The organism is Saccharopolyspora sp. NPDC002686, assembly GCF_040295745.1.
In the GTDB taxonomy this organism is placed as follows: domain Bacteria; phylum Actinomycetota; class Actinomycetes; order Mycobacteriales; family Pseudonocardiaceae; genus Saccharopolyspora; species Saccharopolyspora oryzae.
Genome location: NZ_JBEOVY010000002.1, coordinates 1 through 13,000 on the forward strand (window position 1 = coordinate 1; position 13,000 = coordinate 13,000).

11 protein-coding genes are annotated in these 13,000 nt (G+C 69.0%); 5 read left to right on the plus strand and 6 right to left on the minus strand.

Features of this window, described 5'->3' with window-relative positions:
* Positions 1–939, plus strand: a 939-nt coding sequence (locus tag ABTZ89_RS00465) for a dihydrolipoamide acetyltransferase family protein (RefSeq protein ID WP_351038532.1), incomplete at its 5' end; no start/stop codon positions are given.
* A 304-nt stretch (positions 940–1,243) separates the two neighbouring features.
* On the plus strand, positions 1,244–1,909 hold the full coding sequence (locus ABTZ89_RS00470) for a DUF4232 domain-containing protein (protein ID WP_351038534.1): 666 nt from the start codon (positions 1,244–1,246) through the stop codon (positions 1,907–1,909).
* A 533-nt stretch (positions 1,910–2,442) separates the two neighbouring features.
* Here the strand turns inward: ABTZ89_RS00470 and ABTZ89_RS00475 are convergent.
* On the minus strand, positions 2,443–3,162 hold the full coding sequence (locus ABTZ89_RS00475) for a DinB family protein (protein WP_351038536.1): 720 nt from the start codon (positions 3,160–3,162) through the stop codon (positions 2,443–2,445).
* Between the two features lie 505 nt (positions 3,163–3,667).
* Between ABTZ89_RS00475 and ABTZ89_RS00480 the strand changes: the two genes are divergently transcribed.
* Positions 3,668–4,465, plus strand: a complete 798-nt coding sequence (locus tag ABTZ89_RS00480) for an SGNH/GDSL hydrolase family protein (protein ID WP_351038538.1) — start codon at positions 3,668–3,670, stop codon at positions 4,463–4,465.
* A 55-nt stretch (positions 4,466–4,520) separates the two neighbouring features.
* Here the strand turns inward: ABTZ89_RS00480 and ABTZ89_RS00485 are convergent, their stop codons facing one another.
* The 5 genes from ABTZ89_RS00485 to ABTZ89_RS00505 all read right to left on the minus strand — a co-directional run bounded on the left by ABTZ89_RS00485 (position 4,521) and on the right by ABTZ89_RS00505 (position 10,609).
* Entirely contained in the window at positions 4,521–5,234 is a 714-nt protein-coding gene (locus ABTZ89_RS00485; RefSeq protein ID WP_351038540.1) for a Mut7-C RNAse domain-containing protein, read from the minus strand.
* A 49-nt stretch (positions 5,235–5,283) separates the two neighbouring features.
* Complete coding sequence (helR, locus tag ABTZ89_RS00490; protein ID WP_351038542.1) at positions 5,284–7,467, minus strand: RNA polymerase recycling motor ATPase HelR; 2,184 nt, start codon at positions 7,465–7,467, stop codon at positions 5,284–5,286.
* Between the two features lie 167 nt (positions 7,468–7,634).
* Positions 7,635–9,092, minus strand: a complete 1,458-nt coding sequence (locus tag ABTZ89_RS00495; RefSeq protein ID WP_270946757.1) for an amino acid permease — start codon at positions 9,090–9,092, stop codon at positions 7,635–7,637.
* A 249-nt stretch (positions 9,093–9,341) separates the two neighbouring features.
* Complete coding sequence (locus ABTZ89_RS00500; RefSeq protein ID WP_270946756.1) at positions 9,342–9,485, minus strand: hypothetical protein; 144 nt, start codon at positions 9,483–9,485, stop codon at positions 9,342–9,344.
* Positions 9,482–10,609, minus strand: coding sequence for a Gfo/Idh/MocA family protein (locus tag ABTZ89_RS00505; protein ID WP_351038545.1), 1,128 nt, complete (start codon positions 10,607–10,609; stop codon positions 9,482–9,484). The genes ABTZ89_RS00500 and ABTZ89_RS00505 overlap by 4 nt, the downstream gene beginning before the upstream one ends.
* Positions 10,610–11,145: 536 nt before the next feature.
* Here ABTZ89_RS00505 and ABTZ89_RS00510 point away from each other — a divergent pair.
* Positions 11,146–12,240: a DegT/DnrJ/EryC1/StrS family aminotransferase gene (locus ABTZ89_RS00510; protein WP_270946876.1), complete on the plus strand. Its 1,095-nt coding sequence runs from the start codon at positions 11,146–11,148 to the stop codon at positions 12,238–12,240.
* Positions 12,237–12,953: a sugar transferase gene (locus tag ABTZ89_RS00515; protein WP_351038547.1), complete on the plus strand. Its 717-nt coding sequence runs from the start codon at positions 12,237–12,239 to the stop codon at positions 12,951–12,953. Before ABTZ89_RS00510 ends, ABTZ89_RS00515 begins: the two co-directional genes overlap by 4 nt.
* Positions 12,954–13,000: the final 47 nt, after the last annotated feature.

Below are 13,000 nucleotides of genomic sequence, written 5' to 3' on the forward strand. Positions count from 1 at the left end.
GAGCCCGCTGCGGCGGCTCCGGCCGCCGCCCCGGCTGCGCCCGCCGAGCCGGGCACCAAGCCGAAGGCGTCGCCGCTGGCCAAGGCGGTCGCCAAGGAGAAGGGCGTCGACCTCGCCACGGTGCAGGGCACCGGCCCCGGTGGCCGGATCATCCGCGCCGACATCGAGGCCGCCGCTGCTGCCGCCCCGAGCGCTCCGGCCGCCGCCCCCGCTGCCGCCCCGGCCGCCCCGGTCGTCGCGGCGAGCGAGGACGTCGAGGAGATCCCGCTCAACAAGATCCAGAAGGTGAGCGCCAAGCGCCTGACGGAGAGCAAGCAGCAGGCGCCGCACTTCTACCTGACCAGCGCCATCGACGTCACCGAGCTGATGTCGTTCCGCGGCAACCTCAACGAGCGGCTGCAGGCCGCCGGCGGCCCGAAGGTCAGCGTCAACGACCTGGTCGTCAAGGCCGTGGCCACCGCGCTGCGCGCGAACCCGTCGGTGAACGTCTCGTTCGGCGGCGACAAGCTGTTGCAGCACAAGCGGATCAACCTCGGCGTCGCGGTGGCGATCGAGGGCGGTCTGGTGGTGCCGGTGGTCAAGGACGCCGACCGCAAGAGCGTCTCGGAGATCGCCAAGGAGAGCCGGGAGCTGGCCGGGCGCGCCCGCGAGGGCAAGCTGAAGCTGGACGAGATGTCCGGCGGCACCTTCTCGATCTCCAACCTGGGCATGTTCGGCATCGAGCAGTTCAGCGCGGTGATCAACCCGCCGGAGGCGGCGATCCTGGCGGTCGGCGCGGCCCGCGACGAGGTGCAGGTCCGCGACGGCGAGTTCGTGGCCCGCAAGATCCTGCGCGTGACGCTGTCGGCGGACCACCGCGCGGTGGACGGCGCAGTCGGTGCGGCCTTCCTCCAGCAGCTGACCGCGCTGCTCGAGGACCCGATCCGCATCATCGCCTGATCACCACCTGACCAAGGCCCCTTCCGCGAAGACCCCGACTCTCGCGGAAGGGGCCTTTTTCATGCCCTGGCGGCTCTGCAGGTCCGCGTGTGGGGCTATCAATTCGCCATTCTCGGCGTGTACCGCCAACTGGGTTGCATTTCTCGCCAAGTGTTTCGGTGCTTTCGTGATCGATGTGATCTGGAACGTCGATTTGTTGTGATTGCCTGCGAGATCACCGATGCGTCTGGAAAACTCCGCGCCCGAATTCCGGTGGCGAGCAGGGGCTCGCCGATCTCTAGGGGAGGGAATCGGAATAGTGGCATTGACCAGGGGGAGGAGCACGGCCCTGCCCGCGCTGACCGCTGCTGCGGCGGCGCTCTTGGCGGCCTGCGGCCAGAACCCCGCACAACAAGCACCACCACCCGCGACGGTCACGGTGACCCAACCTGCGCCGCAGGAAAGCTCGGAAGCGAAGGAAGACGCCGAGGCTCAGGAGAGTTCGGCAGCCGACGAGTCCACAGCGGACTCCGCTGGTAGTGCTGAGGAGAACCCCTCGCAAGGTCCTTGCCGGACCTCGCAGCTGCGAGCGCGGTTCTACCCGAACTCGGTGGATGGTTTGCAAAAAGACCCGTCGCAGCCGCCGGACCGCGCGCACGCGATGCTGCGGTTCGCGAACGTCGGCGCGTCACCTTGCACCGTGGAAGGTGCAGCCAGGCTCGAGTTCGTCGGCCATTCGGGCGAACTGCTGGGGTCAACGCTGGACGAGGTGACGCACGCGCCGACCGAGGCGATCTCCATCGGTACCAGGGAAGGCGTCGGCCAGGACCTCTGGTGGAAGTACGACCCGTTCAAGGACGGGGCCTGCATCGACCCGGCGAAGGTACGCGTGTACCCGCCGGAGAACACCGAACCGATCACGCTGGACTGGAACCTCAGCGTCATCTGCGCGGGCGGCACGCTCGAAACCAGCCTCTTCTTCCGAAACTGACGTTGACGTAACAAAAACCTGAGCAGGAAACGAGAGAATGAACTGGAGACTAGCGGGCAGCCTCGAGGTGCTCCGGGATCAGATCAACCGTGCGTTCCCGAACCGCAGCATCGCCAGCGACGGCGCGCTCGGAGACTCAGCGCATCAGAACCGGGAAAGCGACCACAACCCGTCGAATGGCATCGTGCACGCGGTCGACATCACGCATGACCCGGCCAACGGGGTGGACATCAACAGGCTCACCGACGAACTCGAGCGCAGTCGCGACCCCCGGATCAAGTACATCATCGCCAACGGGCTCATCCTGGACTCGCGCGAGGGGAACAACCCGTGGCAATGGGTCAAGTACAACGGCCCGAACCCGCACACCAAGCACTTCCACATCTCCGTCTTGGCGGGCCCAGCGGCGGACGACCGGCGTCCGTGGAACCTGCCTCGAGAAGTGCCGCGTCCAGCTCTGGGCCCAGTAGCTCGGCACCGCGCAGACGGTCAGCGATGCCCGCATCCGCAGGACGCTGAGTCGGTAGCCGGCCCTACTCAGCGTCCTGTGCCTCGATCAGATCGAGGTCGCGGACGCAGAAGCCGTGGTGCTCGAAGGTCTCGTTGAGCACCGTGCCGAGGCACTGCCGCACCAAGCGGCCCCGGGCGTACGGCGGCCAGAGATCGTCGTCGGGCACCGGTGCTCGCGCTGCGAGCTGCACAGCGGTGACCTCGTCGAGCCAGGCCTCGAGCTCGGCGGCCTGTGCGTCACGCACGCTCACGATCTCGTCGAGGCCCGGATCGAGCGAGAGGTCAAGCCCGTGCGTTCCACGGTAGGGCTCGACGGTCGTCCCGATGCCCATCGGCGTGAACAGCTCCGTCGAGCCCAGGCAGCAGCGGCGGAACCACGAGTCGTGGACGAAGACCAGATGGCGCATCGTCTGCACCGCCGACCACTCGTCGTTCACGCTGCGGCGCTCGATGCCGGGCGTACGGCGGATTCGCTCGATCGTGGCGGCCCAGTCGGCATGGAGCTGACGCGATGCCTCGCGCAGATCGACAGGGTCCTCGGAGCGGATCAGCACCCGCACCGGATGACGTCGGTCGAGCTCTGCCTCGACGTACTCGGTGACCTCGACACCATTCACCACGAGGTTGGTGATGAGCCCGTCGATCACGGCATCCTGCATGACGACGCCGATCAGGCGTGCCCCGGTCAGATCGCACTCGCGGAACTCCGCACCGTGCAGATCCTCGTCGGCATACCGCGTCATGCTCCGCATACTAGGTCCGAGCACCGACAAACCAGCCTCGCCGGCTTGATTTGGCCTCTTCCAGGTCCTGACCGAGCGCGAAGAACGCAACAGCGTCGCGATCGGCCAGATCAAGCCGTCAAGCCGGGGCCAAATGAGATCGTCATAGCCAGGATGGCCGTGGGTGGGCCTGAAGGTGGGCGTGGAGTCCCTGGTAGAAGTCACCTGAAGTAGGTGCGATCACGTCAATGCGGTCGGCGTGATTTCGGCGCTCGGTCGCGCGCCTGCTTTCACTCGTGATCGCGGTGTTCTCCTGCTGGTCGGAGCCGTCCCCGGCTCGCCGCGGTCGTGTTGCCGGTGGGCGCCGAGCACGTCTGGGAACAGGTGCACCCGGTTGGCGGCTGGCGGCAAGGGCTTTCACGTGCCGCAGCGGTCATTACTGGCGGGTACTCGCCAATTTCTCCGGTTTTCGGCCGGATGCTCCTTGAATGGTGACGCTTTTTCGATCTCTCCGATCGGAGGAAGAATGCGTCACTTACGGCACGTCCTCGGTGCCGCGGCGGTGGTGGCGACGGCGAGCACCGCGCTGGCCGCACCGGCGTTCGCGACATCCGCCGCCGAGAACTACGCAGCACTGGGCGACTCCTACGCCTCGGGGGTCGGCACCCGCGAGTACTTCGAAGACAGCGGGGACTGCCTGCGCAGCCCCAAGGCCTACGCGCAGCTGTGGGCCGACTCGCACGACGTCGCCAACTTCGACTTCGCCGCTTGCTCGGGCGCGGTGACCGACGACGTCAACAACAACCAGCTCGACAAGCTCAGCGCCGACACCACGCTGGTCACCCTCTCCATCGGCGGCAACGACGTCGGCTTCTCCAGCGTGATCCAGGACTGCTTGCTGGGCACGGACGAGAAGTGCGACTCGGCGGTCGCCGGGGGCGAGGACAAGGCCCGCAACGAGCTGCCCGCCAAGCTCGACACCACCTACGCCAACATCCGCGAGGCCGCCCCCAACGCCAAGGTCGTGGTGCTCGGCTACCCGCGCCTCAACTCGCCCGGCGAGTGCGGCGTCCCGTTCTTCTCCGAGGCCAAGCGGCAGCGCATCAACGACGGTTCGGACGTGCTGGCCGGGGTGATCTCCGAGCGCGCCGAGGCGGCCGGGTTCACCTACGCCGACACCCGGGACGCGTTCGACGGCCACGGCGTCTGCGCCTCCGAGGAGTGGATCAACGGACCGAGCAACCCCCTGGTGGAGTCCTTCCACCCGAACGTCAGCGGCTACGCCAACGGCTACCTCCCGGTGCTCAACGCGATCACCGGCTGACAGACCGCGAGGGGTGGTGGTTTCCCCGACGTCCTGCCACCCCTCGCGCACCAGCTCAACCGCCGGGGTGCGCGTCCAGCGCGGAGCGGATGATCGCGTTGATCCGCCGGGAGTGCGCGCCGCGCCAGTACACCCGCTCGCAATCCCGGCACCGCGCGTACTCGTCGTAGTTGCGCCGGGTCCCCGGCTCGACCTCCGCCTCGACGTCCTCTTTGGACACCCGGGCCAGCAGTCCGTTGCACGAGGTGCAGCGCGTCCACGGCGCCAGCGGGGGAGCGAACCGCTCGACGACGTCCACCAGCTGCCGTGCCGGATCGGAACCCCGGACGTAGGCACCGGCCCACAGCGCTCGGCGCTGCAGCAATCCCCGGTCTTGGGTGAGCAGCACCCGGTGCGCCTGCGCGGCCTCCGCGATCAGCTCGTCATCGTCTGCGTCGTTGCGGTAGGCGGTGTCCACGCCGACCAGCCGCAGCCGCCGGGCGAGCTTGCCCAGGTGCACGTCCAGCAGGAACCGCGGGGGAGCGGCCTGCGGGCGCACGACCGGCCGGATCTCGACGGTCGCCGCACCGCGCGGCTGGTACCCGGGATCGCGCGGCACACCGTCGGCCAGCAGCGCCCCGACCTCGGTCAACGGCACGCCCAACGACTCGGCGACGTGCCCGAGCGTCGCCGTGCCGTCGTAGGCCACCTCGACCACGTCGCCCCGGTTCCGCGGAGCGGCGAAGAACCGCAGCTCCGGGGCGATGCGCACGCGCAGCGTCGGTGCCATGTGCACATGGTCGGCCGGTGACCCCGCTCGCGCCATCGCCCCGGCTCCGCTACGAGCGCGCGGGCACGGCCTCGTCGAGCCCGCTCAGCGCCTGCGGCAGCGCGCCCCGGTGCAGGACGCCGAGGCGCTGGGTGGCGCGGGTCAGGGCTACGTAGAGCTCCGCCGCACCGCGCGGACCGTCGGCGAGGATCCGCTCCGGATCGACCACCAGGACCGCGTCGTACTCCAGGCCCTTCGTCTCCGACGCCGGCACCGCGCCCGGCACGTCCGGTGGGCCGATCACGACGCTGGTGCCTTCGCGACCGGCTTCGTCCCGGGTGAACTCCTCCACCGCGGCGATCAGCTCGTCACCACCGACCTGCCGCGACCACGGCTGGACACCGCAGGAGCGGACCGAGTCCGGTGGTGCGACCTCGGGCGCGAACTCGGCGAGGACCGAGGCCGCGACGGCCATGATCTCGGCCGGCGTGCGGTAGTTCACCGTCAACGACCGGTAGACCCAGCGGCCGGGCACGTACGGGTCCAGCATCGCGCCCCACGAGGTCGCCCCGGCCGCCGAGCGGCGCTGGGCGAGGTCCCCGACCACCGTGAACGACCGGCTCGGGCAGCGCCGCATCAGCACCCGCCAGTCCATTTCGGACAGTTCTTGGGCCTCGTCGACCACCACGTGCCGGTAGGTCCAGTCCCGGTCCGCGGCGGCGCGCTCGGCCAGGTCGCGGGTGTCGCGCTCGACGAAGCGGTCCGCCAGCTCGTCGGCGTGCAGCAGGTCCTGGGCGAGCAGGTGGTCCTCGTCGTCCATCATGTCCTGGCGCTCCATCTGGAGGATTTCCATGACACCGGCGGCGTACTCGGCCTCCCGCTCGCGCTCCCGCTCAGCTTCCCGGTCGGCCGACTTGACGCGTCCCAGCATGTCGACCAGCTCGTCCAGCAGCGGTACGTCCGACACGGTCCACGCATCGCCCTGGGTCCGCAGCAGCGCGTCGTCCGCGCCAGCCGCGCGCAGGCGCTCGGGGGATTCGTACAGCGGCGCCAGCAAGGTTTCGGGCGTGAGCACGGGCCAGAGCTCGTCGAGGGCAGTGGTGAACGCGTCGTTGCGCGCCAGCTCCTCGAGGAGGTCACCGCGCAGCTGCTCCCAAGCCTCCTTGTCGTCCCTGGTCAACCAGCCCCGGCCGATCCGCCCGATGGCCCGCTCGGTGAGCACGTAGGTCACGATCTCGGTGAACACCGCACGCGCTTCGTTGTGCGGCGCACCGCTGTCGCGGGCTTCCTGCCGGGCCCACTCGGCGGTCTCGGCGTCGATGCGGACCGTGACGTCGGACAGCTCGATGCGGATCGGCTGCTCCGGCAGCCGCTGCCGGTCGGCGATCGCCGCGGCCAGCACGTCCAGCACCTCCAGCGAACCCTTGATCCGCGCGGCCTCCGGGGCGTCCTCCGCGGTGACGCGCAGTCCGGGCACGAGGCCGCCGGTGGTCGTGAACACCACGTCGGACTCGCCCAACGACGGCAGGACGCGGCCGATGTGGTTCAGGAACGCGGGATTGGGACCGACCACGAGCACGCCGTGGCGTTCCATGCGCTCGCGCTGGGTGTAGAGCAGGTAGGCGACGCGGTGCAGGGCCACCACGGTCTTCCCGGTGCCCGGACCGCCCTCGATGACCAGCACGCCCGGGTGGTCGAGGCGGATGATCTCGTCCTGCTCGGCCTGGATCGTGGCCACGATGTCGCGCATGCCTTCGCCGCGCGGTGCGTTGACCGCCGCGAGCAGCGCGGCGTCGCCCTGCGCGTCGCCGTCGGGACGGCCGAGCACCTCGTCGGTGAAGTCGACGATCCGGCGCCCGCGGGTGTGGAACTGGCGGCGCCGGCGCATGTTCTCCGGGTTCGCGCCGGTGGCGGTGTAGAACGGGCGAGCGGCCGGTGCCCGCCAGTCCAGCAGCATCGGCTCGTAGTCGTCGTCCTCGTCGAAGATGCCGATCCGGCCGATGTAGGAGCGCTCGCCGGAAGTGCTGTCCAGCCGGCCGAAGCACAGCCCGTTGTCGGCCACGTCCAGCCGCTTGGCCTCCCTGGCCAGCGCGCGCACCTCGACGTCGCGTTCCACCGCGCTCCCGCCGTGATCGCGCAACGCCGTCCGGAATTCGCCCTTCACCCGCGTGCGCTCGGCGTCGAGCCGTGCGTAGAGCTCGGCGACGTAGTCCTGCTCGGACCGCAGCTCGTCCTCGTATCCGTGATTTGACACTTGCCCCTCGCAGCGGCTATTCTGGTACCAGATTCGGCGGAGTCCCCATTGGATAGTGGTGGACACGCCGATTTTTCATTTTCCCCCTCGTGTCAAATCCGCTGGCGGGACACGAAGATGAGCGGTACCCAGCCGGACTGGGCACCGCTCGCTGCGTTTTCGGGCGGTTACCGGCTGAGTTCGAACTCGTCGGTGGCCAGGCGGCTGTTCTTGATGCTGTAGGTGAAGTACAGCGTGAGCGCCAGGCCCAGCCAGATCGCGAACATCAGGTACGTCGTCCACGGCAGCTGCGAGATCAGGTAGACGCAGGCCAGGATGCTCAGCGCTGGGACCACCGGGTAGCCCGGGACGCGGAAACCGCGCTGCAGGTCCGGGCGGGTGCGGCGCAGGATCACCACGCCGACGGAGACGACCGTGAAGGCCACCAACGTGCCCATGCTGGTCAGGTTCGCCAGCGTGTTCAGCGGCACCACCGCCGCCAGCACGCCGACGAAGCCCGAGACGATCAGCGTGTTGCGGATCGGGGTGCGGCGGCGCGGGTGGACCGTGTGGAAGACCTTCGGCACCATGCCGTCGCGACCCATCGAGAACAGGATCCGGGTCTGGCCGTAGATCGTGGTCAGGGTGACGCCGAAGATCGACACGACACCCCCGGCGGCGAGCACGATGGCCGGCCAGCCCGAGCCGGTGAGGTTGCCCAGGATCGCCGCCAGGCCCGCGTCCTGGCCCTCGAACTCCTGCCACGGCTGGGCGCCGACCCCGGCCAGCGCGACCAGCAGGTAGATGCTGGTGACGATCACGACGCACCAGAACAGCGCCAGCGGCAGCGTCCGCCGCGGGTTCTCGACCTCCTCACCGGCGGTGGAGACGGTGTCCATGCCGATGTAGGAGAAGAACACCATCGACGCCGCGGCGCTGACACCGGCGGCACCGTAGGGCGCGAACGGGTTGAGGTTGTCGGAGTTGAACGCGGTGAACGCGACCGCGACGAACAGCAGCAGCACCGCGAGCTTGATGCACACCGTGATCGCGTTGATCGTGGCCGACTCCTTGGCGCCCCGCATCAGCAGCACGCAGCAGGCGGTGACCAGCACGGCGGCGGGCACGTTCAAGATCCCGCCCTCGCCGGGTGGCGCGCTGAGCTCGGCGGGCAGCTGCCAGCCGAAGACGTCGCCGAGCAGCGCGTTGAGGTACTCGCCCCAGCCGACTGCCACGGCCGAGGCGGCCACCCCGTACTCCAGCAGCAGGCAGGCACCGACGACGAACGCGATGAGCTCGCCCATCGTGGCGTAGGCGTAGGTGTAGGACGCGCCGGCGACCGGGATCGTGGAGGCCAGCTCGGCGTAGCAGAGCGCGGTCAGCGCTGCGGTGATCGCGGCCAGCACGAACGAGAGGACGACCGCCGGTCCGGCCTTGGGCACGGCTTCGTTGAGCACGATGAAGATGCCGGTGCCGACCGTGGAGCCGACACCGATCATGGTCAGCCGGGCCACGCCCAGCGACCGCTTCAGCTCGCCGCCGCCGGAGTCGGCGCCGGTCTCGGCGTTGAGCAGGCTGATCGGTTTGCGCCGCATCACCCGGCCCCAGCCGGTGGCGGGTTCAGCGGTGGGCGCGGAACCGGACATGCTTGCTCCCCTGTGGATCTCCGATGGTCGTGCGCAGCGGGAAAATGGTGAAGCACCGGCCCCGGCGGTCGGACACCGGGGCTCGTCGACGTGCTGGGCGTACCAGGCTCGAACGCTATGGACGAGAGGAACGACCGTCAACGCGGACGAGCGCAGAAGATTCTTCGGCTGTCGTAAAGTTCTCACCCCGCATTTCCGGGTCGCTCGAGTGTGTCCTGCGGCACCCGCTCGGAGTGGCGCAGATCGCTCCTACGGCGCCGTGGTGGCCGCGCGGCCGTAGCGGCCTTCCAGCCGGACGACGTCCGCGCGCCACCCCGGGCCCGCCGCGGAAGCTTCCAGGAGGACGGCGTCCGACACCGCCGCGATGTCCGGTGCCGCGACCGTCCTCGTCATGCCACGTCGCCCCTCTCCTGCTCGAACGGGGAGACCACGCGCATCGGAACGTTCCACGACCTTCCATCCGCGTCGACCGCCTTGGGACGCCTGAACTGCCCCGCGGCGCTGTCGATGCGCACCGGCTTGCCCGCGGACTGCGCCAGGTCCGCTGCGGCCAGCGAGTGCACGACGTTCAACCCGTCCTCGCCGGAGGTGCGCGGCCAGGCGTTCCCGCGGACGCAGTCGACGAAGTGCTCGTCCTGGACGAGGAGCGGTTCCCGGAACGCCACGTGCGGCGAGACGATGTCCCCGGAGCGGTAGGTCACCGGCATCGCGTAGGAGTTCTCGGCGCCGCCGGGGTTCCGGAGGTCGACCCCGGAGTCGTAGATCCGGACCCGGTCCTCGTCGAGGAGATCGTTGTAGATCGCCATCTTCCGGTCACCGACGACGGTGACGCGGCGGACCTTCTGCGGGTTCAACCAGCTCACGTGGACGAATGCCGAGATCGCGGAGTTCGCCAGATCAAGCCTGAGGTGCGCCACGTCGGCGTGCCGGCCGCTGACGTTGTGCTGGGCCCACGCCGCGACCGAGCTCGGGGTGTCGTCCAGCAGGTAGGAGATGATCGACAGGTCGTGCGGCGCCAGGTCCCAGATGACGTTGACGTCGTGCTGGTAGAGCCCGAGGTTCAACCTCGAAGTGTCGATGTAGAAGATCTTCCCGAGCTCTCCGGAGCGGATGATCTCGCGCAGCTTGTGCACCGCGGCGTTGTACACGAACGTGTGGCCGGCCATGAGGTGGAGCCCGCGCTGCTCAGCGGCCTCGACCAAGCTGTGCGCATCGCGCACGGAGGTGGCCAGCGGTTTTTCGACAAGCGTGTGCTTGCCGTGGTCCAACGCCTGCATCGCGATCTCGGCGTGCGTCGTGGGCGGTGTCGCGACCACCACGGCGTCGACGAGGTCGGAGACCGCCGCCAGGTCCGACGCCGCGGTCACCGACGGGAAATTCCGCTGGGCCTCGGCCCGCCGAACCGGGTCGGCGTCCACCACGACGACGTTCACGTCGGGCAGAGTGCTGAGGACTCGAACGTGCTTCGAACCCCAATAGCCATATCCGACTACGGCTACCCACGTAGTATTACTCAATTCTTTAATCCCCCCCAGGTTGTGCGATGCCTTTTTAGGTAGGTCATCGCAATTTTCGTGCGGCGAACCGGGATGCCTCCAGCGGAGCTGCGGTCCAGTCGGGACGCGTGCCCACGCGCGAGACTGGCGGCTGAGGGCCGATGTTCGGGCCCACCTGCGGTTGCGCAGCACAGACCATAAACGACGCGGGTGAACGATGTCCTTCCGTTCGTCCGGCATCACTCGACCGGTGAAAGGTTGGATTGTTGCTGGTGATATGCCGAGGAGCGCCGATATGCTCCTAGCCACTGGGGGTTCTTTCCACTTTCATCATGCGCTCGGATCAGAGAGCGGTTCTGCGGCTTGCACGCCGGTCTGACCGAATTCCACGAGCGGTGGTGGGGATGCGGATATCACGCCCGTCCAATTTGGATCATCAGTCGGCTCGCAGAAGTCGTTTCCACGCATCGAGCACCCGTGCCGGCGCTCATCCCGTGGTGGTCGGCTTTCCGCGCCGCAGAACGAGAAGCACGAGGAGACCGATGAGCGCAGCAAACCTGTCCGTGCCGTTCTTGGACCTGAAGGCCGTCCACCACGAACTGCGCGACGAACTCGATCTGGCCTGGAAGTCGGTGGTGCAGCACGGGCATTTCCTGGGCGGTCCGGAGGTGGAACGGTTCGAAGACGAGTTCGCGGCCTATTGCGAGACGTCGAAGTGCGTGGGCGTCGGGAACGGAACGGATGCGCTGGAGCTGATCCTGCTCGCGATCGGCGTCGGGCCCGGCGATGAGGTCGTGGTCCCGGCGAACACCTTCGCCGCCACCGCCGAAGCGGTGCGCGCGGTCGGCGCTCGACCGCGGTTCGCGGACGTCCTCCCGGACACCTTGCTCCTGGACCCGGATTCCGCTGCTGCCGCGATCAATTGGCGCACCGCGGCGTTGATCGGGGTGCACCTCTTCGGCCAGCTGGCCGACGTGTCGCGACTGGAAGCCCTGGCCGCCCGCCACGGTCTGGCGTTCATCGAGGACGCAGCCCAGGCGCATGGCGCTCGGCTGGACGGTCGGCGCGCCGGAAGTGCCGGTCACGCCGCGGCTTTCAGCTTCTACCCGGGCAAGAACCTGGGAGCGCTGGGCGATGGGGGCGCTGTCGTGACGGACGACCCCGCGCTGGCCGACCGGGTCCGGCAACTGGCCAACCACGGACGGTCGGCGCGCGACCGCAACTGCCACGAGGTGTCCGGCCGCAACAGCAGGTTGGACACCCTCCAGGCGGCGGTGCTGCTGGCGAAGCTCTCGAGGCTGGACCGCGACAACGACCGGCGGCGTTCCGTGATGGCCCGCTACCGCGCTTGGCTGCCGGATTGGTGCACGCCGGTCGCGGTCGCACCTGGCGCTGCTCCGGTGCACCACCTCGCGGTGGTCCGCACCGCTGACCGCGAACGGGTCGCGGAAACGCTGACAGCCGCGCAGATCGGATGGGGCGTGCACTACCCGGTTCCGTGCCACCTGCAGCCGGCCTTCGAGGAGTTCGGGGAACGGCTTCCGGTGGCGGAGCGAGCGGCCGGTGAAATCCTGTCGCTCCCGATGTCCCCCTCGCTGAGCGACGGTGAGGTGGCGCGGGTCTGCGAGGTGTTGCGAGGTGCTCGGACATGACCGAGCTGAGCTGCCCCAGCCCCGAGCTCACCGGTGACCGGTTGCCGGTGCTCACCGCGCCGGACGGGCCGTCCGCGAACGCCAGTCCGTCCACATGGGACGATCGGCTCCGGCGAGCGCTGGACGTGTCGCTGGCGAGCGCCGCTCTGGTAGTGCTGTCCGCGCCGATGTTGTTGATCGCCCTGTGCATCCGGTCGACCAGCCGCGGCCCGGCGCTGTTCCGCCAGCAGCGCGTCGGGTTGAACGGGCGGCCGTTCACCTTCTACAAGTTCCGCACCATGCGCCTCGACAGCTCCGATGCCGCGCACCGGGAGCTGATCGTCCGGGAGTTGCACGGCGAGGACACCAAGGTCAACGGGAGTTGCAAGCTCGCCGCCGACCCGCGCATCACCCGCTTCGGCGGGTGGCTGCGCCGCACCAGCCTTGACGAGCTCCCCCAGCTGATCAACGTGCTGCGGGGCGAGATGACGCTGGTCGGCCCCCGGCCGTGCCAGGAGTGGGAGGCGGCGATGTTCCCGGCGGAGTTCCAGGACCGCTTCACGGTGCTGCCGGGGCTGACCGGGCTGTGGCAGGTCCGCGGGCGAAGCACGCTCGGCACCCTGGACATGCTCAAGCTCGACGCGGAATACGTTCGCAGCCGGACCGTGCGGCTGGATCTGCGGATCCTGGCGAGCACCCTCCCGTCGATGTTGCGCGGTGACGGCGCGCGGTGACGCGCTCGTGCGCGATCCCGCGGGTTCCTGGAAATCCCTGGCGCCGC

What these genes read in the sequence shown, in the direction of transcription:
- ABTZ89_RS00480 (WP_351038538.1), top strand. Translation starts at nt 3,668, where the DNA reads ATGCGTCACTTACGGCACGTCCTCGGTGCCGCGGCGGTGGTGGCGACG.
- ABTZ89_RS00485 (WP_351038540.1), bottom strand. Translation starts at nt 5,234, where the DNA reads ATGGCACCGACGCTGCGCGTGCGCATCGCCCCGGAGCTGCGGTTCTTC.
- ABTZ89_RS00500 (WP_270946756.1), bottom strand. Translation starts at nt 9,485, where the DNA reads ATGACGAGGACGGTCGCGGCACCGGACATCGCGGCGGTGTCGGACGCC.
- ABTZ89_RS00515 (WP_351038547.1), top strand. Translation starts at nt 12,237, where the DNA reads ATGACCGAGCTGAGCTGCCCCAGCCCCGAGCTCACCGGTGACCGGTTG.
- ABTZ89_RS00495 (WP_270946757.1), bottom strand. Translation starts at nt 9,092, where the DNA reads ATGTCCGGTTCCGCGCCCACCGCTGAACCCGCCACCGGCTGGGGCCGG.
- ABTZ89_RS00475 (WP_351038536.1), bottom strand. Translation starts at nt 3,162, where the DNA reads ATGACGCGGTATGCCGACGAGGATCTGCACGGTGCGGAGTTCCGCGAG.